We start from the raw sequence: 26,158 nt of genomic DNA, 5'->3' as shown, positions 1-26,158 counted from the left end.
TCATTCCCACTACAGAAAGGGCATGAGGAAATTGTAGGACAAGAAGTCGTAGGAGCGAATTTATTCGCGAACCCGATTTGAATGAATTCGTTCCAACGTACCGCGGCATTAGAATACGCCCCTTCGATTTATCCATCAGACAGGTCAGCTATCCATGGCACGCAAGGCATTCAATGCATATGAGGCGGTTTCCGCCGTGATTCCGGGTGAGGGCGGTTACAGCGCGGCGATTGCGGTAAAGGCTCTGGAGGCGGGCGGTGCGCCCCGTTTTCATCCGGTCTTGCCGGGAGAGAAATTCAAGACCGCCCATGACGCCGATCTGGCCGCTACTGAGGAACTGGAGCGGCTGACCGACGTGGATAGCGAAGGTGAGCTGGTATGGGCGGGTGCTTGATCAGACCTTCGGGCGGTGCATCTTGAAGAGCGCTTCCGGCCCCAGCTGGAAGTAGTCCGCCGGGCCGCCACCGCGCAGGATGGGTTCGGCGGCTGCGGTGTCGTAGACGCCATCCTTGAGCAGCCACTTGGCGATATGCACCGCCACCACTTCGCCCAGGATCAGCCAGCTGGGCACCAGCTCCTTGTCGGCACGCTGCAGTTGCACGATCTGGGTGACCTTGCATTCAAACGATACCGGCGTCTCCAGCACGCGAGGCACGGCGACGATCTTCGAGGCCAGTGGCGTCAGGCCGGCCAGTTCGAATTCATTCACATCCGGTGGCACGGCCGCGCAGCTCTGGTTCATGGCTTCGGCCAGGGCGCGTGTGGACAGGTTCCAGACGAACTCGCCGGTCTGCTCGATATTGTTGAGGCTGTCTTTGCGCCCGACACTGCAAAAACCAATGATCGGTGGAATGTAGTTGAAGGCGTTGAAGAAGCTGTATGGCGCGAGATTCAGCCTGCCCTCGCTGTCCTGAGAGGAGATCCAGCCAATCGGGCGCGGACCTACGATAGCGTTGAACGGATCGTGCGGCAGACCATGGCCTTTGGCTGGCTCGTAGGAGTGAATATCGTCTGACATGGCTTGATTCCTGATAACCACGATTTCGGGGGAGTCGCTCATAGTAGACCCGAGCCCAAAAACAACAAAGCCCGGCACTGGCCGGGCTTGGGTGTTACAGGGGGCTATCACACCCGACGGTTTGCACCGACACGGTCAGCACCATCAGCGGCCAGACGATTTGCACCAACGCGGTCGGCACCATCGGAAGTCAGGCGGTTTGCACCGACGCGGTCAGCACCATCAGCAGCCAGACGATTTGCACCGACGCGGTCAGCACCATCAGCGGCCAGACGATTTGCACCAACGCGATCGGCACCATCGGAAGTCTGACGATTAGGGCCGATATTGGTGTTGTTCGAACCACCTTCAGCAATGACAGGGGCGTTCAGCGAATCGTTGGCATTGATGGCTGGCAGTGCGAAAGCAGACGAAGCCAGAACAGAGAAAGCGAGGCCGAAAATCAGTTTGGTGGTTTTCATGATGTGTCTCCAGTTTGGGTCGGGTGAGTTGTCATCCCGGTATGGAGGCAATGTTACGGAGCTGGTGATTATTAAGAAGTTAATCGGATTGCTACCCACCATCGCTGAAAATGATAGTAAGTCGCATCGCCCGGTTTTCGGGCCTTTCAGCGGTAAATGGGTGTTTTTGGTGCGTTTCCTGAAAAACTTTGTAATAAAGGCTCTTGACAAATTAAAACATAAATAGATTTAAGGGCTTGCATACAAAATCAGGCTGAAAAACGCACCAGCCTGAAACAACTTGTCATGTTCGCTTGCCCATGAAAAAGGGCAGCCCATGACGCTGGCTGCCCTTGATCATCAATGAAACACGAGATCAGTCGGTTTCGATACGCGAATGCTTGCGGGTGTCTTTCATGAACACATACACCAGCAGCGAGCATGCGATACAGGCCGTGACATACCAGTAGTAGCCGGTTTCCATGCCGATGCTCTTGAACCACAGGGCGATGTATTCAGCCGTGCCGCCGAAGATCGATACGGTCAGTGCGTAAGGCAGGCCTACACCCAGGGCGCGGATTTCGGTCGGGAACAGTTCGGCTTTGACCACGGCGTTGATCGAGGTATAGCCGCTGACGATGATCAGTGCGGCCATGATCAGGAAGAACGCGCCCCACCAGGTCTGGATGGTGTGCAGGGTGGTCAGGATCGGCACAGTGCACAGGGTTCCCAGAACGCCGAAGGCGATCAGGATCGGACGACGACCGATCTTGTCGGACAGCCCGCCAACGACCGGTTGCAGCAGCATGAACAGGAACAGCGTCGCGGCCGAAATGGTGGTCGAGTCGCTGATGCTCATGCCTACCGTGTTCACCAGATACTTCTGCATGTAAGTGGTGTAGGTGTAGAAGGCCAGGGTGCCGCCCATGGTCAGGCCGACCACGGTCATCAGTTCCTTGGGATGACGCATCAGGGTGCGCATCAGGCTTTCTTTGGGCTTGTCGTCTTTCTGTTTGCGGGTAAAAGACTCGGTTTCTTCCATGCCGCGACGCAGGAACAGCGCAACGACGGCACACAGTGCGCCGATGGCGAACGGAATACGCCAGCCCCAGCTGTGCAGCTCTTCGGTGGTCAGTACCTGTTGCAGCACGATCAGTACTGCCAGGGCGATTAGCTGGCCGGAAATCAGGGTGACGTACTGGAAGCTGGAGAAGAAGCCGCGACGTTCCTTGGTGGCCATTTCACTGAGATAGGTTGCCGAGGTGCCGTATTCGCCACCCACCGACAGGCCCTGCAGCAGACGGGCAAAGACCAGCAGGATCGGAGCGCCGACGCCGATGGTTTCATAACCCGGTGTCAGGGCAATGATCAGCGAGCCGAAGCACATCAGCAGTACCGAAGCCATCAAGGCGGCCTTGCGCCCCTTGTAGTCGGCGTACAGACCCATCAGCCAGCCACCGATCGGACGCATCAGAAAGCCTACGGCAAAGATCGCGGCGGTGTTGAGCAGTTGGGCAGTGCTGTCGCCCTTGGGGAAGAAGACTTTGGCGAAGTACAACGAGAAGGCGGCATAGACGTACCAGTCATACCACTCGACCATGTTGCCGACCGAGCCGCTGAAGATCGACTTGAGACGGCTGGAGGTGGATTTTTCAGCGGCGGGTGCGCCAGCCGACTCTTTCGAGAGAGTGTTGGAGTTATCCATGGTGTTCCTTAAGTCATTATTTTTAGAAGGCAGCTGCACGCAGCCTGACCTGAGCTATAGCAGGAGTTGTGCCAGGCCCGAGAGGCCCGTTCCAGAGGGGAGGAGGGAATGAAATGAGCGGAAATCCGCCTATCCAGCATTTCTGGATAAGCGGAAAATTGCCGATATCAGCGAAACGCCGGTTTATCGAGGGTGGCCGGGCCCGAAAATCAGCACGGCGAGCACAAAGGCGAACATCAGGCCGAGGATGATCATCACACCCTTGCCGATGTTCTCCGAGCAGTAGCGCTTCACGTGTTGCCATCCCCCGGTCTTTTCAGCGCAATGGCTTTGAAACCTGGAAACCTGGTAAGGAGAAAGCGCTATCCAGGCCACCAGCAGGATGAGGTAGGAGACCACTGCAACCGGCCCGCTATTGGCAAAGGCGATGCCGACTACAACGGTCGGGATGCCATGACGCAGCAGCAATGCCTGATGCCCCGGCCAGCTCAACCAGCGAGGCAGCAGCCGTTCACTCAGGTACTCATCCACAGACGCAAAGGAGCCGGACACCGGCTTCCAGAACGACATGAACACGTAGAACACCAGAAGAATCACCACCGGCAAGCTGAGTGCAGTGAAAATCGTATAGAACAGGTCGAATTTCCCGGCCCGGGACGTAGGAACGATGCCGGCTATCAGGATGAATACGAACCCGAACAGATAAGCTCTCAGGTAAGCGTTGAAGTGGACCTGATCATAAAGCTTTCGCCAGCTCGTGAGATCGGCGTCCGGGTACTGCTCCAGGGCTTCGGGGTAGCGATAGGTCAGGTCTTCGGACAGTTGCTCGCAACCTTCCCAGACCGCCGGGTCGCTGTTTCTGGCCATGCGCAGTTGCGTGTCCAGTGGCGGCGGTTCGAGCAGCAGCTTCGCCGCATCGCCGTGATGGCTGTTCTCGGTCAGCAACTCTTCCAGGCGTTTGGCATACCCGTATCGCTCACAACGTTCGACAAGCCGCTGCCAGAGCGACGGAGGGTCGGTCGGGCTGTAATGCTTCTGATCCCAGTCGAAGAGCTGGCAGATCCGCTCGAACAAGGCCGGTGTCCAGTCCCGTGTATTGATCAGCAGGGTCATGGTCCAGCGTTGCAGGTGCTCACGGTGTTCCAGCTTTTCCAGCCAGGGCTGTTGTTCAAGGGCTTTGAGCTCGTCCAGGAATTGGCGCTCCTGCTGGCTTTCCAGCAGGGCTTGCAGGCGGGGCAGGGTTTCATCGAGCAGCGCCTGGGTCAGGCGTTTCTCCTGATGGGCACTGAGCGTCACCTTTTGCCAGGGCGTCAGCCATTGCAACCGGGCTACAGCCGCCTTGAGCAGTTGCAGGTTGTCGTCGGTGTCGATCAGGCAACGCTGCACCAGATGCTGTTGAAACTGCGCATCCGCCCCCAGATCCCTGGCCAACTGGTGTTGCGTGTGCAGGTCTTGGGCTGTGGTTTTCTGGGCAACGTCGTACCAGCTCTGCTCCACAGGCGAAGGAGGGCTGACGACCGTCGGCTCGAAAACCGGGGCCACCTCGACGAGTTGCAGGGGCACGAACGGCTCATGGCCTGTATCGATTTCCTGATACGCGTCTTCGTCTTCATCCGCTTCATAGCGATTGCGAGCCTGATCCAGCGCCTGCTCGTAAGCGTCCCGCAATCGTTGAAAGGCGTCCGGGTCCTCATCGGGGCGGTTCACTTTCAACAGCTTGGCGTACTGACGCTTGATACTGCGCTCGTCGGCATTTCTGTCCAGTTCAAGGACGCTCCAGCAATTCATCCCTGTTACCTCTCGCCCCGCTCGAAACGATCGATCTCTTTTTCGAGGCTTTTGCGCATTTCGCTGATCTGGCGATCATCCTGGGTTTCCAGCACACGCTGAAACTGGCTGGCCCAATAGCCGATCATTTCCCGGGCTTCGCCCAGGTATTCCTGATACAGCCGTTCCAGACGGGCGCTGAGGTGCGTATTGACCTGCTGCTCGCGTGGATGAACCTTGAGCGCTGCCAACACCTGGAGGCGTTCCTGGATTTCCTCCGGGGTCATCACGCCGGGGTTGTTCTCGATCACCAGCTTGTGACTCTGGCCGGTCATCGGGATCTGTACATCGGCCTCCAGCAGACCATTGTTGTCGTAGGTGAAGCGCACATTCAGTTCGACTTCACCGGCCTTGGCAGGCGGGATCGGAATATCCAGTTCACCCAGTGCAATGTTGTCTTTCACCAGACGGCTTTCGCCCTGATAGATCTTCACCAGCACATGCTTCTGGTTGTCGCTCAGGGTCTGTACGGTTTTGACGCGACTTACCGGGACCACGCTGTTGCGCTCGATGATCGGCAGGTAATGACCGCCTTCGATGGAGTTGCCAAAGCGATTGGAGGTTTCGATGCCCAGGGTGTAAGGGCACACGTCGGTCAGGACAATCTCTTCCAGCGCCGCGTCCCTTTGCTTGAGCGCCGCCTGGATGGCAGCGCCTTGGGCGACCACTTCATCGGGGTTGAGGGTGATGGACGGAAAGCGCCCGAACAACCCGGCCGCGAGTTTGCGGATCAGGGGCATGCGCGTGGTGCCGCCCACCAGCAGAATTTCGTCGAGGTCGGCCACCCGGATTTTCGCGTCCCGCAGGGCTCGCTCGATGGGGGCGCGCAAGCGGGAGAGCAGCGGCGCGTACAACTCGCTCAGTTGCTCCTGAGTGATGGTCTTGCGCCATTCACGGTCGGCATGGCGCAGCACGAATTCGGCACTGCTGTCCTGCCCCAGCGCCTTGCGTACGCGCTCTGCTTCGCGGCGCAAAGACGGGGCGATGCTGGCCTTGGGCGGGAAGTCGGTTTCGTTGCGATGCAGGTCAATGAAGTGATCGACCAGCGAAAGGTCGAAGTCTTCGCCTCCCAGAAAGTTGTCACCGGCGCTGGCGCGTACTTCCATCACGCCGTCGAACAGTTCAAGAATCGAGATATCGAAAGTGCCGCCACCCAGGTCGAACACCAGGAACGAGGTTTCGCCTTCTTTCTGATGCAAGCCGTATGCGAGCGCTGCTGCGGTGGGTTCGTTAATCAGCTTGTCGACTTTCAGGCCTGCCAGTTCGCCTGCTACCCGAGTGGCCTTGCGTTGGGCATCGCTGAAGTAGGCGGGCACGCTGATCACGGCCTCGGTTACGGTTTCACCGAACTCCCGCTCCACATCGGCCTTGAGGCTCTTGAGGACCAGTGCCGACAGCTCTTCGGGCCGGTAAGCGTTTGTTCCCAGGCTGACCTTTTGCGCGCTGCCCATATGGCGCTTGAACAGTGCCGCGGTTCTGGAGGGATGAGTCTGCAGGCGCTCGCGTGCGGCTTTCCCCACCAGGATCTGATCATCGTCGTCCAGCCCTACCACGCTGGGCGTCAGCATTTCGCCCAGTGCGTTGGCAACCAGTCGGGTTTTACCATCGCGCCAGACGGCGACCAGACTGTTGGTCGTGCCCAAATCTATACCGACGATCATGTGATGCTTTCTCCTTGCGTATTCACTGTCCGGATTCTAAAGGGGGATAAGGTTGATCGGTCGATTCAATGAAGAGTTTCACTTTCTTTGTGGGAGGCAGCTTGCTGGCGACAGGGTCAGTGAGGTCAAAGAATATTTATCGGCTTCAACGGCGCTGTCGCCAGCAAGCTGCCTCCCACATCATGACCTGCAATGCGCCGGCCAATAGTTTCACCCCAGAAACATTTCTCGCACCAGCCCGTGACGCTGCATTTTTTCGTTGAAGGTGCGACGCGGCAGTTGCAGCTCATTGAGCACGGATTTGATATCGCCTTTGTGACGGGTCAGGGAAGCGCGCAGGCATTGCGCCTCGAACGCCTCCTGTTGCGCCGCCAGGGATTGCCCCTGCTGTGGCGCTTCGGCGATATCCAGCCCCAGTGCCTGGCGCTCGGCAGCGTTGGCCAGTTCGCGAACATTGCCCGGCCAGTCATGGCTGAGCAACTGCCCCAGTTGCAAGGCGCTGAGGGCAGGCGCTTCGCGACCCATGCGGGCCGCAGCCGTGCGGGCAAAGTGATTGAAGAGCTGCACGATATCTTCGCGCCGTTCACGCAGTGGCGGCAGATGCAGTTGCGCGACATTCAGGCGATAGGCCAGGTCTTCGCGAAAGCGTCCGGCGCGGGCCTCTTCCAGCAAGTCCGGTTTGGTTGCTGCAACGATCCGCAGGTCCACCTCGATGCTGCGGTTCGAGCCCAGCCGTTCCAGGCGTTTGTCCTGCAACACCCGCAGCAGTTTGACCTGCTGGGCCATGGGCATGCTTTCGATTTCGTCGAGAAACAGCGTGCCGCCGTCGGCGTATTCCAGCCTGCCGATGCGCTTGCCCTGAGCGCCGGTAAAGGCTCCGCTTTCGTGGCCGAACAGTTCGGCTTCAAACAAGTGCTCGGGAATGGCGGCGCAGTTGAGAGCAACAAAGGGCTTGCTGGCTCGCGGCCCGAAATCATGCAGGCAGCGGGCGACCAGTTCTTTGCCGCTGCCGGTTTCGCCACGAATGATCACGTTGACCGGCAGTTGCGACAGCTCCAGCACATTGCGTCGCAAGACCTGAAGGCTGGGCGATACACCCAGCAGCGTGGCATCCAGTTGGGTGCGGGCGTCGGCCTGTTCGGTCAGGCGGCGGTTTTCCAGGATCAACTGGCGTTTTTCCATGGCCCGGCTCAGGTTGGTGAGCAGGGTCTGCGGGCTGAAGGGTTTTTCCAGAAAGTCGTAAGCGCCTTCACGCATGGCCTCGACCGCCATGGGCACGTCGCCGTGGCCGGTGAGCAGGATCACCGGCAGGTCCTTGTCCAGCGCTTGCAGGCGGGCCAGCAACTCTAGGCCGCCCATGCCCGGCATGCGCACGTCGGTGAGGATCACGCCGGGAAAGTGTTCGGGCAAGTGCTCCAGGCATTCTTCGGCGCGACTGTAGACCTGCACCTGAAAGCCCGACAGCGTCAGCCAGGGTTCGATGGCCTGTCGGATGGGCGCTTCGTCGTCGACAACGATGACCGAGTTCAGCATGGGGTTTGAGTCTCCAGGAGGTCATTGGGCAGGCTGAACCAGAACACCGCACCGTTATCCCGGTTTTCTGCTGTCAGGCGACCCTCGAGTTCGTGAATGATCGCATAAGACACCGCCAGCCCGAGACCAAGCCCATCGCCCACCGGTTTGGTGGTGAAGAACGGATCGAAGATATTGCCCAGATGCTCCTGCGCAATACCGCCGCCACTGTCGATGACACTCAGTTGCCAGTGCTGCGCCTGGGCATCGATGCGTACTTCCAGACGCTTGAGAGGTTTGTCGCGCATGGCGTCCAGGGCGTTGCGCAGCAGGTTGATCAGCACCTGTTCCAGGCGAATGGAGTCACCACGTACCCAGGCCGGACGGGACAGGTGCAACACACAACTGACCCGCTCTTCGCGAATGCGAGGGTCCAGCAACAGCAAGGCCTGATCGACCACGGTCGCCAGATCCAGTCGCTCACGCAGGCCGCTTGGGCTCTTGCGGGCGAAGGTTTTCAGATGGCCCGTGAGTGCGCTCATGCGGGTCAGTTGCTGATCCAGCGGATCCAGAGACTTGCAGGCATCCTCGATGCGGCCCTGATCGAGCAGCAGGCGCAAGGTTGCCAGTTGCATGCGCTGGGCCGTCAGTGGCTGGTTGATCTCGTGGGCCAGTGCCGCAGACATTTGTCCCAGCGCCGCCAGTTTGGTTGATTGCACCAGACCTTCCTGGGCGGTGCGCAAGTCACGGGTGCGTTCCTGAACCTGACGTTCCAGTTCGTCGCGACTGCGTTCGCGCAGCTTCGACAAGCGCCAGCGCTGATAGAGGAACAGCCCCAGAAATACCAGCGTCAGCCAGATACCGGCGCCCGCCAGTGCGGCATTGCGGATGTCGTCATTGACCAGTTGTGGTTTGCGCAACAGGTGCAATGTCCAGTTTTCGTCGGGAAGCGGCATGGACTGCCAGAGGTAATCAGTCGTGCCATCAGGTCCGTCGACCCGGCTCAAATGGCTTTGCGGCCCGACCTGATCGAGAAGGCGACTGCGCAGCGGTGACAGTGGTTTCTTGTCGTACTGCCGGGTGCGCAGCAGCTCTGCACGGTTTTCGAGAGAAATGGGTTCCAGCTCGCGATAGCGCCATTCGCTGCGGCTGGCGATAAACACAATGCCTTTGTTGTCGCTGACCAGCAGCAGATCGTCGCCCTGGCTCCACTCTTGCTCAATGTCGGGAAACTCCAGCTTCACCACCATGGCGCCACCGAAATTACCTTCGTTATCGCGTACGGCATTGGACAGGAAATAGCCCGGAATACCGGTGGTGACACCGACGGCATAGAAACGTCCGATGCCCAGGGTCTTCGCCTGTTGGAAGTAGGGACGAAACCCGTAGTTGTGGCCGACATAGCTGTTGGGTTGTCGCCAGTTACTGGCACCCACGGCCAGCCCGTTTCGATCAAGCAGTTCCAGAGAGGAGGAGTGGGCGGCCTCGTTGATTTTTTCCAGCTTGAGGTTGAGCGAAAGCCGGGCGCCTTCGGTGAGCGGGCCGCTCACGGCTGCGCGAATTTCAGCATCGAGCGCCAGCACCGAGGGCAAGGCACGATAGCGTTCGATCAGGGTATGCAGGGTGTTGGCGTACAGCACCATTTGCCCGCTGGCACGGATGGCTTCCTGTGACAGGGCATGTCGCTGAGCGTGTAGCATGGCCACGCCGGCAGACAAGGCGGCGCCAGCCAGAATCAGGAGGGTATACAGGGAAATACGCAAGTTGCGATGTTTGAAAATCATATCGCGTGGGCTGCCTGGGGGTTCAAAACCAGCGTATTCGCAAGCGCTTGCACTCGCGAATACGCCGTTATCGGCATTTACAGCAGGTTGAAGCTCGCCTGTTTCACTGCCTCGGAGTCGAGGCCGATCATGACGTTGAATTCACCCGGCTCGGCAGCGTATTTCAGCTTCGAGTCGTAGAACTTCAGGTCGTCCTCGCTGAGGGTAAAGTTAACGACTTTTTCCTCGCCTGGCTCAAGCGTGACCTTTTCGAAGTTTTTCAGCTCTTTCACCGGACGGCTGATCGACGCCGCGACATCACGCAAGTACAACTGCACGATGGTGGTGCCAGCGACCTTGCCGGTGTTCTTCACGGTGACACTGGCGGTCAGCTTGCCTTTGCGGGCCATTTTGTTGTCCGACAGCTTGACGTCGGACACGTCGAAGCTTGTGTAGCTCAGGCCATAACCGAACGGGAACAGCGGGCCGTTTGGCTCCTCGAAATAGTGCGAGGTGTAGTTGCCCGGCTTGCCCGGCGTGTAGGGGCGACCGGTGTTCAGGTGCGCGTAGTAGACCGGCAACTGGCCAATCGAGCGCGGGAAGGACATGGCCAGTTTGCCCGACGGGTTGTAGTCGCCAAACAGCACGTCAGCCACGGCGTTACCGCCTTCGGTGCCCGGGAACCAGGTTTCGAGCATGGCATCGGCCTGTTCCAGTTCGTCGACCAGTACCAGCGGACGGCCATTCATCAATACCAGCACCAGAGGCTTGCCGGTGGCTTTCAGGGCCTTGATCAGATCGCGTTGCTTACCCGGAATGTTCAGGCTGCTGCGGCTTGCGGATTCGTGGGACATGCCACGGGATTCACCCACAACGGCTACGATCACGTCGGACTGCTCGGCCACTTTCACGGCCTCGTCGATCATTTCCTGGGCAGGACGCGGATCGACTTCCACTTCGTGTTCGATGAAGTTCAGGTAGCTGAGGATGTGCTCGTTGTCGCTGACGTTCGCGCCACGGGCATAAACCAGCTTGGCCTTGTCGCCGACGGCATTGGCCAGACCGTCGTAGACGGTGACCGACTGGTTCGGCCGGCCGGCTGCGGACCAGCTGCCCAGCATGTCGAGCTGACTTTTCGCGAGACCGCCAATCACGGCGATGGTCCCTTGCTTCTTCAGCGGCAGGGTTTCGTTCTGGTTTTTCAGCAGGACCAGGGTCTTGCGAGCCACATCACGGGCTTCTGCTCGGTGCAGACGATCATCGGAATAGGTGTCGGCCGGATCATCGGCAGCAACGCCTATACGACCGTAAGGTTTGGCGAACAGACCCATGTCGTACTTGGCGCCCAGCACTTCGCGTACGGCGTTGTCGATTTCCTTCATGGAAACCTCGCCATCCTTCACCAGACCCGGCAACTGCTCGCCGTAGGCAACGTCGTTCATGCTCAGGTCGACGCCTGCCTTGATCGCCAGCTTGGCCGCTTCGCGATAGTCCTTGGCCACGCCGTGTTCGATCAATTCCTTGATGGCGCCGTGGTCGCTGATGGTCACGCCCTTGAAGCCCCAGTCCTTGCGCAGCAGGTCTTGCATCAGCCACATGTTGGAGGTGGAGGGAACTCCGTTGATCGAGTTGAGGGCGACCATGACGCCACCGGCACCGGCATCGGTGGCTGCGCGGTAAGGCGGCAGGTAATCCTGGTACATGCGCGTCATGCTCATGTCCACGGTGTTGTAGTCACGTCCGCCTTCGACCGCGCCATACAGGGCGAAGTGTTTGACGGCGGCCATGATGCTGTCATTGGCAGCGACGTTCTTGCCCTGGAAGGACTTGACCATCACTTCGGAGATGCGTGACACCAGATAGGTATCTTCGCCAAAACCTTCTGAACTGCGACCCCAGCGTGGGTCACGGGAGATATCGACCATCGGTGCAAAGGTCATGTCCAGGCCGTCGGCGCTGGCTTCCTTCGCGGAAATCCGGCCGGTCAGTGCGATGGCGTCCATGTCCCAGCTGGCCGCCATGCCCAGGCTGATCGGGAAAATCGTGCGATGGCCATGAATCACGTCATAGGCGAAGAACATCGGAATTTTCAGACGGCTCTGACCTACAGCCGCCTCTTGCAATGGGCGGTTTTCTGCGCGTGTAATGGAGTTGAACGTTCCACCGATTCTTCCAGCGGCAATTTCCTTGAGAATCTTTGGCTGAGGCATCTCGCTGCTGATGCTGATAAGACGTAGCTGACCTATCTTCTCATCGAGGGTCATCTGTTTCATCAGCTTGGAGATGAAGGCATTCTTGGCTTGCAGTGTGGCTTGGGCGGAGGGAGCGGCAGTGGAAGTGGTGTCGGCCATTACCGATTGACTGGCCAGACCGACCAGCAGACCTAATAAACACAGCTTATTCATGAATGATTTCTCAAGGCTTTTGCCAGTAACTCGCGTTTAATACCGGGTAGCCATATTTTGGGTTTTAGACCTTTGGCATTTATTGTGCGAACAGCGCGAAAGATAGACGCAGGTAGACGCTGTTCGTTTCGTGGCCAGCAGCATATCGAATCTTGTGAGATTCGACTTGCCTGGGCGTTGGCGAAGGATTATGCCGGGGAACTTCTATTTTGGCTAAGGAGTGGCCATCCAATAGAACAAAAATCACCGGAGGTCAGGTGTTGAAGTTTGTGTTACAGCATGTGTTTTATGCAGTGGTGTTATGGGGAGTCGTATTAAAGGCCCAGGCGGAGCAGGTCGCTCTTGTGTTCCCGCCCATGACCGGCAATGTGGTTGATTCGGCGCAGATGCTCGACAGTCAGGCCACGGTGCGTCTGGCGAAAATGCTCCAGGCCCATGAGCAGGCGACCGGGGAGCGGGTCGTGCTGGTGACCGTGGTCGACCTGCAAGGCACGACCCTGGAGGATTACGGTTCACGACTGGGCAGCGCCTGGGGCTTGGGCAGCAATGGCCGGGACGACAGCGCCCTGCTGATCGTCGTGCGCGACAAGCGCAGCGTCCTGATCGAGGCGGGTTCTGCTCTGGATGATCGTCTTACCGATGCCCAGGCTTCGCTCATCATCAACATGCTGATCACGCCGGAGTTCAACCGCAGCCGTTTTGCCACGGGCATCGAACGCGGCGCCCGGGCCATGGTCATGGCGCTGGGCGGGCATGTTCCCGAAGAGCCCGAGCCATCCACCGAGTTCAGTGCCTATGATGTGCAGACCGGCAACGATGTGGCCTGGCAGATTGCCGGTGGATTGATCGTTGTGGTGTTGCTCATCGTGTTTGCCTGCCTGAGACGGGCCGTGCTTGTCTGCGCAAGCTCGCGTGAAGGTTCGGCAAACGGCAATCGCAGATTTGGCGGCGGCGCCTCGGGCAACTGGTAACAGGACTCTGGAAATGGCTTTACTCAATACAGACGAACAACAGCAGGTTGCAGAAGCGATCGACCGCCTTGAACTGCGCACCGATGCCGAGCTGGTCACGGTCCTGGCGGCCAGGGCCGACGACTACGCCTACATGCCGCTGGTATGGGCCGGGCTGATCGGTTTGCTGCTGCCGGGCATCATCAATTTCTTCACCGACATGCTGAGTGCCAACGAACTGTTGCTGGCGCAGATGAGCACTTTCATTCTCGTGGCCCTGCTGTGCCGCATTCCGGCGGTGACCAGCCATCTGGTTCCCACTTCGGTCCGGCGCTGGCGGGCGGGGAATCTGGCACGTCGGCTGTTTCTCGAGCAGAACCTGCACAAGACGACGGGAGGCACCGGGATTCTGGTGTTCGTCTGCGAGGCCGAGCGCTACGTTGAAATTCTGGTGGATCACGGCATTGCCACTCGCCTGCACAGCGACACCTGGAAAGCGATGGTCGATGTCTTTACCCAGCAGATCAGGGACGGGCAGGCATTGCAGGGCTTTCTGGGCTGTATTCATGCCTGCGGCGAATTGCTGGCCGATCATGTACCGGTGACCCGTGAACGCAGCGAGCTGACCAACCGGCTGGTGGTCCTCGGATAAATCCATGTGTGGGAGACAGCTTGCTGGCGACTTCAGCGTATAGGCCCAGAATCTCTGTCGGTTTTCAGGCCTTTTCGCCAGCAAGCTGCCTCCCACAAGTGTTGATCGGCATGAGTCATACATATTTCTTAGCCCTGAACGCTCAACCCGCCTAAAATAGCCCGCTTCCTGTTCAGCTCCAGCCGCCCGAGGCGTTTTCGATGTCAGCCACTGTCACTTCCTCCAAACCCGCGCCGGATCATCGCGCGCAGTTTCTGGGTTTGCTGGATACCAGCCTTTCCCAGAACTCCCTCATCAAGCTGGTTCTGGCCAGATACGTGGGCTCCGAAGCCGAGTTGCAGCGAGTCATCATCAAACCGCTGACGGTCAAGGATCAGCCTTGCCTGTCGTTCGTGTATCGCTATAAAACCCGCGACATCACCAAGAACTTCCCGTTGCGCGAGGCCGTGGACGTCATTGCCGGCCTGCTGCCCGAGTCGTTCAAGAATGCCCATTTGCTGTCGCTGACCGATGAGGTACAGCTGGAGTTCGGCAAGAAGGGCAAGAGCACGCTGTTCAAGAGCAAGGCCCAGCAGGAGCGTGAAGCCCCATCAGCCGGTCATGACCGGGAAAAGAAACGCTACCTTGAGCTGACCCGGCCTTTTCTCACCGATCTTGGCGTGACCAACAAGCAGCATGAGCTGATCCCGTCCATGTCGCGCAAGTGGAAGCAGATCAACAAGTTCATCGAAGTGTTTTCCCATGCCTTGACCTCATCGCCGCTCAAGCTCGATCAGCCGGTCAAGGTGGCGGACTTCGGTTCCGGCAAGGGTTACCTGACGTTCGCGATACACGACTACCTGTGCAACACCTTGCAGGCCGAAGGACAGGTAACCGGCGTTGAACTGCGCGAAGACATGGTCAACCTGTGCAATGCCGCCGCCGAGCGCCTTGAGCATTCAGGCCTGGTGTTCAAGCATGGTGACGTTCGCAGCGTGGCGCCCAGCGCCCTGGATGTGATGATTGCCTTGCACGCCTGCGATATCGCTACCGACTACGCCATCCATATGGGCATTCGCTCCGGCGCGTCGATCATCATGTGTTCGCCGTGCTGTCACAAACAGATCCGCCTGCAGATCCAGAGCCCGACCTTGCTGCGCCCGATGCTGCAATATGGTCTGCACATGGGCCAGCAGGCCGAAATGGTCACCGACAGCTTGCGGGCATTGTTGCTTGAAGCCTGTGGTTACGAAACCAAGGTGTTCGAGTTCATCTCGCTGGAACACACCAACAAGAACAAGATGATCCTGGCGGTCAAGCGCGCCGAGCCGGTTGACCCGGCGCAGTTGCTGGCGCGCATCCAGGAACTCAAGACGTTCTACGGCATTACCGAGCACTGCCTGGAAACCTTGCTCCAGGCAGACGGCTTTCTCAGCTGAGTGAGGTGGCCGGTTTCGGTGGCGCAATGACCGAGGTCTTGCGCCCCAGCATCACCGTGGCAATGACGGCAGCGGCGAAGACCCAGGTAATGGGTTCGACATGCTCGCCAAAGAACATCGCCGACAAGGCGATGGTGAAGAAAATCTGCAGCAGTTGAACCTGACTGACCCGCGAAATCCCGCCCATCGCCAGCCCCGAATACCAGGCGAAGAAGCCCAGAAACTGCGAGAAAAACGCCACATAGGCAAAGGCCCACAAGGTCCCGCTGGACACCGGCCCCTGATGTTGCGCAGCGAAATAGATAAAGGGGCCGATCAGTAAGGGGCTCGACAGCACCAGCGCCCAGCAGATCACCTGCCAGCCGCCCATTTCCCTGGCCAGTCGGCCACCTTCGGCATAACCCAGCCCGCCCACGGCGATGGCCGCCAGCATCCACAGATCACCTGCCTGAATACCTCCCGCGCCACTTATCAGGGAATAAGCGAGCACCAGGGCGCTGCCCAATGCCGCGCAGCCCCAGAACGCCTTGGATGGACGCTCATGGGAAAGCCAGGCCGCATAGATCGCGACAAACAGCGGTTGTATACCGTTGACCAGCGCGCCGTGGGAGGCCGGCAAGGTCTGCATGGCCCAGGCCGACAGCACCGGGAAACCGATGATGACGCCCAGGATGACCAGGGCCAGGCCTTTGAGCTGCTGGCGGGTCGGCCATTTTTCACGACGCCAGTACAACAGGGCCGCCGCCGGAATCGCCGCCAGCAGCGCACGGCCGATGCCATTGAGCAGTGGGTGAAGTTCCTGCACCACGATGCGGGTCATCGGCAGCGTCAGGCTGAAAATGATGACGCCCAGCAGGCCCAGAGCCATACCGGTGTTTTCACGAGAAGACATGATCCCAATCCATTTCTGATGTTTTTTGTATACAGAATGGGCATCTAGCCACATGTCGGACTGATCGTACGTCTACAGCTATGCACTGATTCAACCGTACAGTTGCGACCACCGGTAACCAGCAGTTACGCTTCATTGAGCTGGATCAACGCTGCCGTCTGCCGGAAGGCCGAAGCTACTGGCAAACCCAAGGCTCAGGACCCTGTCACCTGAGCCAGCCAGAGACGAGGATCAGCCATGAGCAGCACCTTTTTCATTCCCGCCGTGAACATCATTGGCTCCGGTTGTATTGAGGAAGCCATGCAAGCCATCCGCAAATACGGATTCCTCAAGGCCCTGATCGTCACTGACGCCGGGCTGGCAAAGGCCGGTGTCGCGGCTCAGGTTGCGGGTTTGCTGGTGGAGCAGGGCATCGATGCTGTGGTGTACGACGGCGCAAAGCCCAACCCGACCATCGGCAACGTCGAAAAAGGCCTGGCGCTGTTGCAGGAGCGTCAATGCGATTTCGTGATCTCTCTGGGCGGCGGCTCGCCCCATGACTGCGCAAAGGGCATTGCCCTGTGCGCCAGCAATGGCGGGCATATCAGCGACTATGAGGGCGTGGATCGTTCGCAAAAGCCGCAACTGCCGCTGATTGCGATCAACACCACTGCCGGTACCGCCAGCGAGATGACTCGTTTCTGCATCATTACCGATGAAGTGCGCCACGTGAAAATGGCGATCATCGACCGCAACGTTACGCCGATCCTGTCGGTGAACGACCCGAAAATGATGGTCGGCATGCCCAAGTCACTGACCGCCGCCACGGGCATGGACGCACTGACCCACGCCATCGAAGCCTACGTTTCCACCGCTGCAAACCCGATCACCGACGCCTGCGCCATCAGGGCCATGAACCTGATCGCGGGCAATCTGTACCAGGCGGTCGTTGACGGTACGGATATCGTCGCCCGGGAAAACATGGCTTATGCGCAGTTCCTGGCAGGCATGGCGTTCAACAACGCTTCGCTGGGTTACGTGCATGCGATGGCGCACCAGTTGGGCGGTTTCTATGATTTGCCCCATGGTGTCTGCAACGCAGTATTGCTGCCCCATGTACAAAGCTTCAACGCAACGGTCAGCGCCCCTCGCCTGACTGACGTGGCCCACGCCATGGGCGCCGACATTCGCGGTTTGTCCCCACAGGATGGCGCGCGTGCGGCAGTTGCGGCGATCCGCAAGCTGTCCACTTCGGTTGAAATCCCTTCAGGCCTCCTGACTCTGGGCGTGAAAGAGGAGGACATCCCGACGCTCGCCGCCAATGCCCTGAAAGACGCCTGCGGCCTGACCAACCCGCGCCCGGCCACTCAGGAACAGATTGAAGGCATCTTCCGTCAGGCATTTTGAGGACATTTCCATGAGCACCACCTCCAGCGACATCTGCGCCGCCGCCGAGCAACTTGAAGGCTTTGTGGGCTATCACCACAAAAACCGGCATTTCATCGTGCGCTTCAGCGAAGATTCTTTCGGCATGGATGTCGCTGAAGACAGCATCACGCCTGCCAGCGAATTCGTCTGGAACGCAGACACCGGCGCCCGGATGAGCCTGAGCCGCGAACGCCTGCAATTGCTCCTCGACCAGAACATCGACAGCCGCCTGAACATCACCGAGCCGCTGCGGGTTTACATGCGCCGTCAGGATTTACCGGAAATCAAAGTAGAGCGCTGGGTAAAGGTGTAGTGGCTGAGGTCGGCGGCTTGCCAGCGACAGGGTCGTGTCCTACGATTTTCGTCATCACCTTAGGTACGAAATGTGCAAGAAAGCACGGATGTGCCAAAAACATGACGAGAAACCATGAAGCCCATACCTTTCGTATCGGCACGACTTACACCTGGAGGCCTGTCGGCAGCACTCATAGGTTTCATCGTTTTGGTCTGCACTTCCCTGATACTGGCCACTGCATGGCAAATGAAGCAATCGGCCGATGAACGCCTGGCCACTGCCGAAATGGGGGTTTCCAATATCGTCAGTGCGGCCGAGCAACAGGCTCAGGACACCCTGCGTCAGGCTGACTACAAGCTGCGCGATATCGTTGAAAGGGTAGAAAGCGAGGGCATGAACCGGGCTCAGCAACTGCGCCTGCACAAGCTCATGGCCGAAGATACAGCTGTCATGAAGAGCATCCAGGGGTTCTTCATCTACGACGAAGAGGGGAACTGGGTTGCCAACTCCTTCTCGCCAAGCGTCATCAAGAAAAATCACAGCGATCGCGACTATTTCATTTATCACCGTGAACACAGCGACGACTCGGTTCATATCGGTTCGATCATCACAAGCCGCACCACCGGAGAAATGGTGATTCCGGTCAGTCGCCGCATCGAGTACCCGGATGGTCGTTTTGCCGGCATTGCAGTGGCCATGATTTCAGCCGCTTATTTCCAGCGTTTTTTCGAGCGTATGGAGGTTGACGATACAGGCGTCATTTTTCTCGCCCTTGAAAATGGTGATCTGCTGGCTCGTCGTCCGGCAGTTGGCACCCTGACGGTGACCAATATTTCCAAGGATGAAATCTTCAGTAAATACTTGAGCACCAGCAACAACGGTACCGCCATCATGACTTCCGTGGTGGATAACATAGAGCGGATATATGCCTATCGCCGCCTGCAAGGTCTGCCCATGGTGGCGGCTGCCGGTTTCTCATACGATTATGTATTCGCCAACTGGTGGATATATGCCTATCGCTCGTTCGCGATTGTCGGTCTTATCATTTCAGCGCTGACCCTGATGGGGCTTGTACTTTACAGCCAGGTTCGGAAACTGCTGGCCGCTGAAAAACAACTCACTATCGCCCGCAGCGAGCTTGAAGTGTTGGCACAGACAGACAGTCTCACCAATGTGGCCAACAGACGATGTTTTGATGCAGCGTTGCAGAAAGAAGAAGCCCAGGCCCGGCGCAGCGGACAAAGTATCGGGCTGATCCTTCTCGATATCGACTGGTTCAAGCAATACAACGACACCTACGGTCATGTCGCAGGCGACCAATGCCTGAAACAGGTTGCGCGCCTTATACAAGCCAACATACGTCGTCCTGCCGATCTTCTCGCACGTTATGGCGGTGAGGAGTTTATTGTCCTGCTGCCGGATACAGACTTGGCGGGTGCATTGAATGTGGCCGAAAACATACGATCAGCCATATTTGCCGAGGGCATTCAACATTCGGCCAGCCCTTTGAATGCTGTCAGCATCAGCGCTGGCGTGGTTGCTGCACGGTTGGCCGAGGGTGAAAGCTATGCTGCAAGTCTGAGCGAGGCGGACCGCTTGTTATATCGGGCGAAGAGTCAGGGACGTAATCGGGTTGAAACAGGGTGATCCTTGCTTCATGGCGCGGTGCTCAGTCTTTGTTTTTGAGCGGTCACGAAAGGGAGTTTTGTCAGTAGGTTATTCAGGAACACGTAATGTCTGTTACCCGGTTTGATGTACACGCATTGATTCGTCTGGATTTGCCCCAGCCCCTTAAATGGGCCGTGACGCTGCTGATTGTATGGGGCGCGTATTTATTGAGAGCCAAAGTATTCACCGCTGTTCCACCCTTGCCCATATTGTTTTTCTTGCCGGCTATCCTGTTCTCGGCGATGTTTTTCGGACGGCGTTTCGGTCTGTTTGCCACAGCCCTGAGTTCAGCTATCGCTGCTTGTTTCTTCCTGCCTCCGATTGGCAATCCGGGTATTGCGGCACCCAATGCCGCATTCAGCCTCACGCTATTCATCGTGACCAGCGTGGTCATTACGGTAATGGGATCGGCATTGCGCAATGCCTACCTCAAGAGTGAGCAATTACAACGCCAGACGGCCATCGCCCACGAAGATGCAGAGAGGGCGCGTGCCCTGGCCGAGAAAGGCGAGCGGGAACGGCAATTGCTGCTCGTCGAGTTCGGGCATCGGGTCAAAAACGATATGCAGCGCACCATCGCCACTCTGCATCTGCAAGCCGTCCACTCGGCCCCCGACGTCGCCTCGGCCCTCAGGCAGGCGGCCGGTCAGATAAACGTCGTCGCTTCCATGCATGATCGCCTGGCTCACCACGATGGTGAAATGTCCGTAGACATGAATGAATACCTCCAGGATCTGGTCGCCGGGTTGAATTACAGCATGGCCGAAACCCGGCCCATTGAAATGTCCGTTGAGGCGCAGCCCCTCAGACTGCCTCTGGACCGTGCCGGGTCTGTCGGGCTCATCACCAATGAACTCATTACCAATGCCTTGAAGCATGCATTTCCCGATGAGCGCGCAGGCAAGATCACCGTGGACTTTTGCCGCACCGACCAACAGTTTGTGCTGACGGTTTCGGATAACGGCATCGGCCTGCCTGACGAAACCAATGACTGCACTCTGCAACGCAAAGGGTTGGGTCGCAAACTCACCAAGGCTTTGGCTGCGCAGTTGGGTGGCGAGCTTGCTGTGAGCGCGGGGGAGCCGACCGGGGTTACGACCGTTTTGAGTTTTCCGGTGGTTGAGAGTTGATGTAGGCAGGGATGGCAGTTACACCTTAGTGGGAAGGGCCTTGGCCGCGACAGCATGAAAGTCGCGGCCAAGGCCCCTCCCACTTAGTGATATGTACGCCTTAACTGATCAGTCAGGGTATCAAGCGCTCAGCGCGCAACTTGTCGAAGACATCGAAAAAAGCCTGGTCACTGGCCTTGTAGGCGCTGAACCCCAATGTCCGGCTTTTCGACATGTCGGTGACCACTTCAATGGGACGTCCGAGGTCTGCATCGGTGTGCCATGGGGATATCAGGCGGCTGATGTCGGCTTCGCGCAGACCATGTTCTGCAACGATCTGACTCCAGGCGCTCTGGTCGTTGGCCATCTGCGTTTCGAGTGGAGAGGGCGCTGATGGAAAGTCGGCCGGCTGCAGACCGAAGTAGTTGGCGATCTGGCCCCACATCCATTTCCAGCGAAAGACATCGCCGTTGGTGATATTGAACGCCTGATTGGCAGCCGCCGGTGTCGTGGCGGCCCAGAGCTGCTGCCGGGCAAGTTGCCGGGCGTCGGTCATGTCAGTGAGACTGTCCCACTGCACCCGTGAGCCGGGGAACACGAACGGGCGTCCCGTATGTTTGCTGATGGTGGCGTAGACGGCGAGGGTCGTCGCCATGTTCATGGCGTTGCCTACGGCGACGCCTGTGACCGTGTGCGGCCGATGCACGCTCCAGGTGAAACCGTCCTTTTCGGCGGCAGCGAACACTTCATCCTCCTGCGCGTAGTAGAAATTCTCTACGTCCAGACGACCCTGATCCTCACGGAACGGCGTCTGCGGAAGGCTGCCTTTGCCATAGGCCTCGAAAGGGCCGAGGTAATGCTTCAAACCCGTGACCAGCGCCACGTGTTTCACGCTTGCGGCCGGGCGAACGGCATCCAGCACATTGCGGACCATGGCGGCATTGACCCGAATGTTCTCGGCTTCGGTCGCTTGCCGTGACCAGGTCGTGATGAATACATGAGTAGGTTTCAGGTCTGCCAGCGCCGAGCGCAGCGATGCGGGGTCCTGAAGGTCAGCGGCGATCGGGATCACGCCTTTCGCAGGTGATGGATTGCGCGAAAGCGCCGCAACCTGCCAGCCGTTTTCAATCAGGAGTCGAGTGGTTTCGCTACCGACGATGCCGCTGGCACCGACGACCAATGCTGTCTGGGTCATAAGATTCTCTCCAGGAATTCAGGTGTCTGAAACCCATCGTTCCGGAAAAGTTCAAAGCCGATACCTCGGCGGTTTCTCTGCAATGGGTCAATCGGAAGGAACTGTCAGCCACTTGCCGTGCTCTTTTGAATAACCAGCGTAAAACCTGTCTGGACTGATGGCCGAAGGAGGTCAGACCATGAGTGACGATAAGCAGAAACAACAGGAAAAACCCGAGAACGACACGCCCGCGCATTCGACCGAGAAGGAAAGGGAGCGGCTGAAGGACTTCAACAAAGACGGCATTCCGCCTGGGGCATGCTGAGTGGGTGTGTCTGGGGGATATTGAGCGCCATGATCCCCAGGGTTTCGCCGAAGCTTTAGCGGCTAATCCCATTGGGTCGAATGGCCACCCCGGAAGAAGTTGCTGCGGCAGTCGTGTTTCTAGCAAGTCCCGCCGCGAGCTTCATCACGGGCACGACACTTCTGGTGGACGGTGGTCTGACCGCAGGTGTCCAGTTCTGAAACTCAACATTCGGAGTTAACAATGCAGCCAAATTTACTCTCCTGGGGGCATGGCCCCCGCATTATTGAAGTTTTCCTTGAGCCTACTTGCCCGTTCTCGGTCAAAGCCTTTCAGAAGCTCGATCACCTCTTGAACATGGCCGGGGAGGATAAACTCACAGTCATCATCCGGCTGCATTCGCAGACGTGGCACATGTTCTCGGCAGTCATCGTGCGGTGCATCCTGGCTGCTGCAAGGCTGCCCGGAGGAAAGGAGAATGCCAAGGCGGTCATGCGTTGCGTCGGTGAGCACCGTGAAGAGTTCGAGTTCGAGAATCATGCGGGCGGCCCCAACCTTGATTCGACGCCGAATGACATCATTCGAAGGATTGAAGGTTACAGCGGCCTGGAGTTGGCTGAAGCCTTCGCCCAGCCCGAGCTTGAGCACGACATAAAATGGCAGGCCAAGTATTCCAGGCAGAACGGCATCCACGTATCGCCGACTTTCATGGTGGACGGATTGGTGATGCCAGGTATGAGCAGCGGTAGCAGCGTCGCTGAGTGGTGCGAACAGATCGGTCTTGGCTCTTCGCGCTGAGGGATTTTGAAGGTGTGTTCGTCGGCCCCTTACCTGTTATCGGTATCAAAGCATTCTTACTTAAAGAGTTACCTGGAGAACTTCTTCGCTCCCGCCACACACAGAATCACGGCGACAGTCACGCCAAGCATTCCAGGGCTCACGCTTTCGTGCAGTAGCGTCGCAGCTAACGCGAGGCCGAAAAAGGGCTGGAGCAGTTGCAGTTGCCCAACGGCTGCAATGCCACCCTGAGCCAGGCCGCGATACCAGAAAACGAAGCCGATCAGCATGCTGAACAGAGAGACGTAAGCGAGGCTGATCCATGCCGGTGCCGAGATGTCTTTGAAGCTTGCTGGCATCTTGTACAGCGTCAATGCTGCCATTACGGGAAGAGATAAAACCAGAGCCCAGGAAATCACCTGCCAGCCGCCAAGAACTTTCGACAGTTTGGCTCCTTCTGCATAACCGAGCCCGCACGCCACGATCGACAGTAGCATCAGAATGTCTCCTTCAGGCGAGGCTGTCAGGCCCTGAGAGAGTGCAAACCCGACGACAAACAAACTGCCCAAGGTTGAGAAGACCCAAAAGGCCAGGCGGGGGTGCTCACCACCACGCAAAACGCCAAAGGCCGCTGTGGCGAGTGGCAACAGCCCAAGGAACACAATCGAGTGGGCTGACGTTACGTACTGCAAGGCCATCGCCGTCAGCAGCGGAAAGCCCACAACAACGCCCAGCGCTACCACGGCCAACGGAATAATCTGGCTACGTGAAGGACGCTTCTCCTTGAACAGCAGGAGGAGCGCCAACCCCAGCAGACCGGCGATGGTCGCGCGGGCAACAGTGAGGAACACCGGATCGAACTCCATGACCGCGACTCGGGTGGCTGGCAGCGAGCCACTGAAGATCAACACCCCAATGAGCCCATTGATCCATCCACGGGTGCTTTTGTCGCTGAGTTGACCGGATAGATCAGGTGTGTGGCTCACGGCCCGTACCTCGCTGTGCGAATGAGAAAAGCGTACGATCTGTTTGGCAATACAATCAAAAAATTGTAATGGATACATTCGCCATGCCTCGCTCTCGCTATAAAGCAGTCGTTGATGCCCTGGCTACTGACATCCGTGCCGGAAAACTCTCCCCTGGCACCCGTCTACCGACTCATCGCGAGCTTTCAAAGAGAGAGAGCGTTGCGTTGGTGACGGCCAGCAGGATCTACGCTGAGCTTGAGCAAATGGGGCTCGTGAGTGGTGAAGTCGGGCGCGGTACCTTTGTGCGCGAGACATCCCTGCCGCTGAGTCATGGCATCGATCAACAGAATGTCGCCGCAGGGATGATTGATCTGAATTTCAATTATCCCTCGCTACCGGAGCAGGCCGAGTTGTTGCGTACCGCGCTGAGGCAACTGGCTCTCTCTGGAGACCTCGAGTCTCTCCTGCGTTATCAACCTCACGGGGGCAGGCTTCACGAGCGCGCCAGCGTGGCACGCCACCTTCTGGAGCGAGGCCTTGTTGTTGAGCCGCCTCAAGTCCTGTTGGTGAATGGTGCTCAGCATGGTCTGGCAGTGACGTTGATGGCGTTACTACGGCCAGGCGATGTCATTGCTGCCGATGCATTGACCTATCCGGGATTCAAGGTTCTTGCCGAGGCCTTGCACCTGGAGATTGTGGCTGTTCCTTCATCAGAAAACGGCCTCGACCTCAGCGCCCTGGAGCGTCTGTGCAAACGTCGACCTGTTCGTGCGATTTACACCATGCCGACGCTGCATAACCCCCTTGGATGGGTCATGCCGTTGAGCGAGCGGGAGCGCCTTGCTGCCATTGCCAGAAAGCATGACCTGACAATTATTGAGGATGCGGCCTATGCCTATCTGGTTGAGGCCGCGCCACCCCCGTTGGCAATGCTGGCTCCTGAGCGAACGGTGTATGTCTCGGGGTTTTCAAAAAGCGTAGCGACGGGGCTGCGTGTCGGTTTCGTAGCAGCGCCGCCGCAGCTGATTCCAAACCTGGAGCGGACAATTCGCGCCACCACCTGGAACACCCCAGGTGTTCTGACTGCCATCGTTACGGCGTGGCTGGATGACGGTACCGTTGCCAGGCTGGAAGTGGAAAAACGCCAGGATGCCCAGTCGAGACAAGCGCTCGCGGCAGCGGTGCTCGAAGGCGTTCGCTACGTAAGCCACCCGTCCTCTTATTTCCTGTGGTTGCCACTGACCGAAGACGCTCGCGCCGACCAGATCACCATGGCGCTGATGCAAGAGCAGATATCCGTTTCTACGGCTGAACCGTTTTCCACGTCGGCCCATGTCCCGCATGCGATTCGGCTGGCACTTGGATCGGCCGACATGAAGTCGTTGGAGGTTGCCCTCAAGCGTGTCCGGTGGGTGGTCGGCCTCTATTCGTGGCGAATGTGTGCAGATCGCGAATGAATTGGCTTACGTAGACCCGTGTGAAAGCGCAGCATGACTATCTACTGAACTACGCCCAAAAGCCCGTGGGGATGAAAGTCCAAATGTACAACGGCAAGAAGGAGTGGCGTGCAATAAATGTGAATTTCACACCAGAGCTCGACAAGTTCGTCAGTGATATGCGTGGCGTCCGGAAAAAGTAATCCTGAATCAAGCAACGTTTGACAGGCTCCGGGGCCTGTAACGGTTCGTTTGTGCCTTGTGCCTGGCACTCTATTCAGATACTAATCGGCAGGGTTGTGTGCCACCACAAACTCGACGTTACTATCGAATACGAGCGGAGCAACGATCATGAAATACGACGACAAACTGATTGAAGACGCCGTGCTTGCCCTCTTGGCAACGTTCAGTTTTGACCGAGGTAATGCCTGGAAAGGGTTCGATTTCGAGGTCATGAATCGATTGCATGAGCACGGTTTCATCAGTGATCCGGTGAACAGGAATAAATCGATCTGGTTGACGGAGGAAGGTCTGGAGCGAGGCCGGCAGATAGCTGACCGGTTATTCGGTGGGAGTGCTGAAGCCGGGCATGACTCCAATCCTGAAACGTGACCCTCATCAAACAGGACGTCACGCAGGAATAATGCCGATCAGTTAAGAGGCTGATTTCAAAAAGCAGGTGGCTTCTTGGTCACAATCCGTGGGAGTTCGCCCGCTGCCCCGGCGCCGCGCTGTCGCGCAGCAAACAGGTGTAGGAGCGCGCTTGCCCGCGACCGA

General features: G+C 58.0%; 23 protein-coding genes and 1 pseudogene. 13 read left to right on the top strand and 11 right to left on the bottom strand.

The genetic code is table 11. The features are described 5' to 3' along the window. Positions 1–154: 154 nt before the first annotated feature. Positions 155–394: a hypothetical protein gene (locus tag KQP88_RS19410; protein WP_200992850.1), complete on the top strand. Its 240-nt coding sequence runs from the start codon at positions 155–157 to the stop codon at positions 392–394. Here the strand turns inward: KQP88_RS19410 and KQP88_RS19405 are convergent, their stop codons facing one another. From KQP88_RS19405 to bglX, 8 genes are all read right to left on the bottom strand, one after another. Then, positions 395–1,018, bottom strand: coding sequence for a flavin reductase family protein (locus tag KQP88_RS19405; RefSeq protein ID WP_025261620.1), 624 nt, complete (start codon positions 1,016–1,018; stop codon positions 395–397). 107 nt (positions 1,019–1,125) lie between these two features. Then, positions 1,126–1,479, bottom strand: a complete 354-nt coding sequence (locus KQP88_RS19400) for a hypothetical protein (RefSeq protein WP_216703935.1) — start codon at positions 1,477–1,479, stop codon at positions 1,126–1,128. A 355-nt stretch (positions 1,480–1,834) separates the two neighbouring features. Beyond that, a complete protein-coding gene (locus tag KQP88_RS19395; RefSeq protein WP_200992847.1) occupies positions 1,835–3,163 on the bottom strand; it encodes an MFS transporter in 1,329 nt (442 codons plus the stop codon). A 183-nt stretch (positions 3,164–3,346) separates the two neighbouring features. Next, the gene (locus tag KQP88_RS19390) at positions 3,347–4,951 is read right to left on the bottom strand and encodes a J domain-containing protein (protein WP_216703934.1); all 1,605 of its coding nucleotides are present in this window, start codon (positions 4,949–4,951) and stop codon (positions 3,347–3,349) included. A gap of 5 nt (positions 4,952–4,956) precedes the next feature. After that, positions 4,957–6,651: a molecular chaperone HscC gene (locus tag KQP88_RS19385; protein WP_216703933.1), complete on the bottom strand. Its 1,695-nt coding sequence runs from the start codon at positions 6,649–6,651 to the stop codon at positions 4,957–4,959. A 210-nt stretch (positions 6,652–6,861) separates the two neighbouring features. Then, positions 6,862–8,184, bottom strand: coding sequence for a sigma-54-dependent transcriptional regulator (locus KQP88_RS19380; protein ID WP_200992844.1), 1,323 nt, complete (start codon positions 8,182–8,184; stop codon positions 6,862–6,864). Beyond that, complete coding sequence (locus KQP88_RS19375) at positions 8,178–9,947, bottom strand: ATP-binding protein (RefSeq protein WP_216703932.1); 1,770 nt, start codon at positions 9,945–9,947, stop codon at positions 8,178–8,180. The genes KQP88_RS19380 and KQP88_RS19375 overlap by 7 nt, the downstream gene beginning before the upstream one ends. 77 nt (positions 9,948–10,024) lie before the next feature. Beyond that, on the bottom strand, positions 10,025–12,331 hold the full coding sequence (gene bglX, locus KQP88_RS19370) for a beta-glucosidase BglX (RefSeq protein WP_216703931.1): 2,307 nt from the start codon (positions 12,329–12,331) through the stop codon (positions 10,025–10,027). Between the two features lie 260 nt (positions 12,332–12,591). Between bglX and KQP88_RS19365 the strand changes: the two genes are divergently transcribed. The 3 genes from KQP88_RS19365 (at position 12,592) to KQP88_RS19355 (ending at position 15,351) form a co-directional block, all read left to right on the top strand. Next, positions 12,592–13,302: a TPM domain-containing protein gene (locus tag KQP88_RS19365; protein WP_200992841.1), complete on the top strand. Its 711-nt coding sequence runs from the start codon at positions 12,592–12,594 to the stop codon at positions 13,300–13,302. Positions 13,303–13,315: 13 nt separating this feature from the next. Then, the gene (locus KQP88_RS19360; protein ID WP_025261610.1) at positions 13,316–13,933 is read left to right on the top strand and encodes a TPM domain-containing protein; all 618 of its coding nucleotides are present in this window, start codon (positions 13,316–13,318) and stop codon (positions 13,931–13,933) included. A 200-nt stretch (positions 13,934–14,133) separates the two neighbouring features. Beyond that, a complete protein-coding gene (locus KQP88_RS19355) occupies positions 14,134–15,351 on the top strand; it encodes a class I SAM-dependent methyltransferase (RefSeq protein WP_216703930.1) in 1,218 nt (405 codons plus the stop codon). Here the strand turns inward: KQP88_RS19355 and KQP88_RS19350 are convergent. Next, positions 15,344–16,243, bottom strand: coding sequence for a DMT family transporter (locus KQP88_RS19350; RefSeq protein WP_216703929.1), 900 nt, complete (start codon positions 16,241–16,243; stop codon positions 15,344–15,346). The genes KQP88_RS19355 and KQP88_RS19350 overlap by 8 nt on opposite strands. A 237-nt stretch (positions 16,244–16,480) precedes the next feature. Here KQP88_RS19350 and yiaY point away from each other — a divergent pair, with 237 nt between their 5' ends. The 4 genes from yiaY to KQP88_RS19330 all read left to right on the top strand — a co-directional run bounded on the left by yiaY (position 16,481) and on the right by KQP88_RS19330 (position 20,743). Beyond that, positions 16,481–17,629 carry an L-threonine dehydrogenase gene (gene yiaY, locus KQP88_RS19345; RefSeq protein ID WP_216703928.1) on the top strand — a complete coding sequence of 383 codons (1,149 nt, stop codon included), beginning with the start codon at positions 16,481–16,483 and terminating at the stop codon, positions 17,627–17,629. A gap of 10 nt (positions 17,630–17,639) precedes the next feature. After that, complete coding sequence (locus tag KQP88_RS19340) at positions 17,640–17,963, top strand: DUF2025 family protein (RefSeq protein WP_216703927.1); 324 nt, start codon at positions 17,640–17,642, stop codon at positions 17,961–17,963. A 114-nt stretch (positions 17,964–18,077) separates the two neighbouring features. Continuing rightward, a complete protein-coding gene (locus tag KQP88_RS19335) occupies positions 18,078–19,592 on the top strand; it encodes a sensor domain-containing diguanylate cyclase (protein ID WP_216703926.1) in 1,515 nt (504 codons plus the stop codon). Positions 19,593–19,678: 86 nt separating this feature from the next. Then, complete coding sequence (locus KQP88_RS19330; protein ID WP_216703925.1) at positions 19,679–20,743, top strand: sensor histidine kinase; 1,065 nt, start codon at positions 19,679–19,681, stop codon at positions 20,741–20,743. Between the two features lie 112 nt (positions 20,744–20,855). On the opposite strand, the gene KQP88_RS19325 is transcribed toward KQP88_RS19330, so the two are convergent. Then, entirely contained in the window at positions 20,856–21,917 is a 1,062-nt protein-coding gene (locus tag KQP88_RS19325) for an SDR family oxidoreductase (protein WP_216703924.1), read from the bottom strand. A gap of 178 nt (positions 21,918–22,095) precedes the next feature. On the opposite strand from KQP88_RS19325, the gene KQP88_RS25400 reads away from it, so the two are divergent. From KQP88_RS25400 to KQP88_RS19315, 3 genes and pseudogenes are all read left to right on the top strand, one after another. Then, positions 22,096–22,221, top strand: coding sequence for a hypothetical protein (locus KQP88_RS25400; RefSeq protein WP_260406056.1), 126 nt, complete (start codon positions 22,096–22,098; stop codon positions 22,219–22,221). A 65-nt stretch (positions 22,222–22,286) separates the two neighbouring features. Further along, a pseudogene (locus KQP88_RS19320) lies at positions 22,287–22,421 on the top strand (SDR family oxidoreductase); the annotation flags it as partial. A gap of 22 nt (positions 22,422–22,443) precedes the next feature. Beyond that, the gene (locus KQP88_RS19315) at positions 22,444–22,998 is read left to right on the top strand and encodes a DsbA family protein (protein WP_200992832.1); all 555 of its coding nucleotides are present in this window, start codon (positions 22,444–22,446) and stop codon (positions 22,996–22,998) included. 68 nt (positions 22,999–23,066) lie between these two features. Here the strand turns inward: KQP88_RS19315 and KQP88_RS19310 are convergent, their stop codons facing one another. After that, complete coding sequence (locus KQP88_RS19310) at positions 23,067–24,041, bottom strand: DMT family transporter (protein WP_216703923.1); 975 nt, start codon at positions 24,039–24,041, stop codon at positions 23,067–23,069. 5 nt (positions 24,042–24,046) lie between these two features. Between KQP88_RS19310 and KQP88_RS19305 the strand changes: the two genes are divergently transcribed. Both KQP88_RS19305 and KQP88_RS19300 read left to right on the top strand, forming a co-directional pair. Continuing rightward, positions 24,047–25,402, top strand: a complete 1,356-nt coding sequence (locus KQP88_RS19305; RefSeq protein WP_216703922.1) for an aminotransferase-like domain-containing protein — start codon at positions 24,047–24,049, stop codon at positions 25,400–25,402. 330 nt (positions 25,403–25,732) lie between these two features. Next, a complete protein-coding gene (locus KQP88_RS19300) occupies positions 25,733–25,993 on the top strand; it encodes a DUF6429 family protein (protein WP_200992830.1) in 261 nt (86 codons plus the stop codon). The last annotated feature ends 165 nt before the right edge of the window (positions 25,994–26,158 follow it).

The sequence above is a fragment of the Pseudomonas lijiangensis genome (assembly GCF_018968705.1).
Lineage (GTDB): Bacteria > Pseudomonadota > Gammaproteobacteria > Pseudomonadales > Pseudomonadaceae > Aquipseudomonas > Aquipseudomonas lijiangensis.
Note: the sequence above shows the minus strand (reverse complement) of the source record. Positions and strands in the feature narration are given on the sequence as shown.

Bases quoted from the DNA above. Each gene is read 5' to 3' on its own strand.
- KQP88_RS19405 (WP_025261620.1), bottom strand. From the start codon at position 1,018: ATGTCAGACGATATTCACTCCTACGAGCCAGCCAAAGGCCATGGTCTG.
- KQP88_RS19330 (WP_216703925.1), top strand. From the start codon at position 19,679: ATGTCTGTTACCCGGTTTGATGTACACGCATTGATTCGTCTGGATTTG.
- KQP88_RS19300 (WP_200992830.1), top strand. From the start codon at position 25,733: ATGAAATACGACGACAAACTGATTGAAGACGCCGTGCTTGCCCTCTTG.
- KQP88_RS19400 (WP_216703935.1), bottom strand. From the start codon at position 1,479: ATGAAAACCACCAAACTGATTTTCGGCCTCGCTTTCTCTGTTCTGGCT.
- KQP88_RS19375 (WP_216703932.1), bottom strand. From the start codon at position 9,947: ATGATTTTCAAACATCGCAACTTGCGTATTTCCCTGTATACCCTCCTG.
- KQP88_RS19305 (WP_216703922.1), top strand. From the start codon at position 24,047: ATGCCTCGCTCTCGCTATAAAGCAGTCGTTGATGCCCTGGCTACTGAC.
- KQP88_RS19395 (WP_200992847.1), bottom strand. From the start codon at position 3,163: ATGGATAACTCCAACACTCTCTCGAAAGAGTCGGCTGGCGCACCCGCC.
- KQP88_RS19355 (WP_216703930.1), top strand. From the start codon at position 14,134: ATGTCAGCCACTGTCACTTCCTCCAAACCCGCGCCGGATCATCGCGCG.
- KQP88_RS19360 (WP_025261610.1), top strand. From the start codon at position 13,316: ATGGCTTTACTCAATACAGACGAACAACAGCAGGTTGCAGAAGCGATC.
- KQP88_RS19380 (WP_200992844.1), bottom strand. From the start codon at position 8,184: ATGCTGAACTCGGTCATCGTTGTCGACGACGAAGCGCCCATCCGACAG.
- bglX (WP_216703931.1), bottom strand. From the start codon at position 12,331: ATGAATAAGCTGTGTTTATTAGGTCTGCTGGTCGGTCTGGCCAGTCAA.
- KQP88_RS25400 (WP_260406056.1), top strand. From the start codon at position 22,096: ATGAGTGACGATAAGCAGAAACAACAGGAAAAACCCGAGAACGACACG.
- KQP88_RS19310 (WP_216703923.1), bottom strand. From the start codon at position 24,041: ATGTATCCATTACAATTTTTTGATTGTATTGCCAAACAGATCGTACGC.
- yiaY (WP_216703928.1), top strand. From the start codon at position 16,481: ATGAGCAGCACCTTTTTCATTCCCGCCGTGAACATCATTGGCTCCGGT.
- KQP88_RS19410 (WP_200992850.1), top strand. From the start codon at position 155: ATGGCACGCAAGGCATTCAATGCATATGAGGCGGTTTCCGCCGTGATT.
- KQP88_RS19335 (WP_216703926.1), top strand. From the start codon at position 18,078: ATGAAGCCCATACCTTTCGTATCGGCACGACTTACACCTGGAGGCCTG.
- KQP88_RS19315 (WP_200992832.1), top strand. From the start codon at position 22,444: ATGCAGCCAAATTTACTCTCCTGGGGGCATGGCCCCCGCATTATTGAA.
- KQP88_RS19350 (WP_216703929.1), bottom strand. From the start codon at position 16,243: ATGTCTTCTCGTGAAAACACCGGTATGGCTCTGGGCCTGCTGGGCGTC.
- KQP88_RS19385 (WP_216703933.1), bottom strand. From the start codon at position 6,651: ATGATCGTCGGTATAGATTTGGGCACGACCAACAGTCTGGTCGCCGTC.
- KQP88_RS19390 (WP_216703934.1), bottom strand. From the start codon at position 4,951: ATGAATTGCTGGAGCGTCCTTGAACTGGACAGAAATGCCGACGAGCGC.
- KQP88_RS19325 (WP_216703924.1), bottom strand. From the start codon at position 21,917: ATGACCCAGACAGCATTGGTCGTCGGTGCCAGCGGCATCGTCGGTAGC.
- KQP88_RS19340 (WP_216703927.1), top strand. From the start codon at position 17,640: ATGAGCACCACCTCCAGCGACATCTGCGCCGCCGCCGAGCAACTTGAA.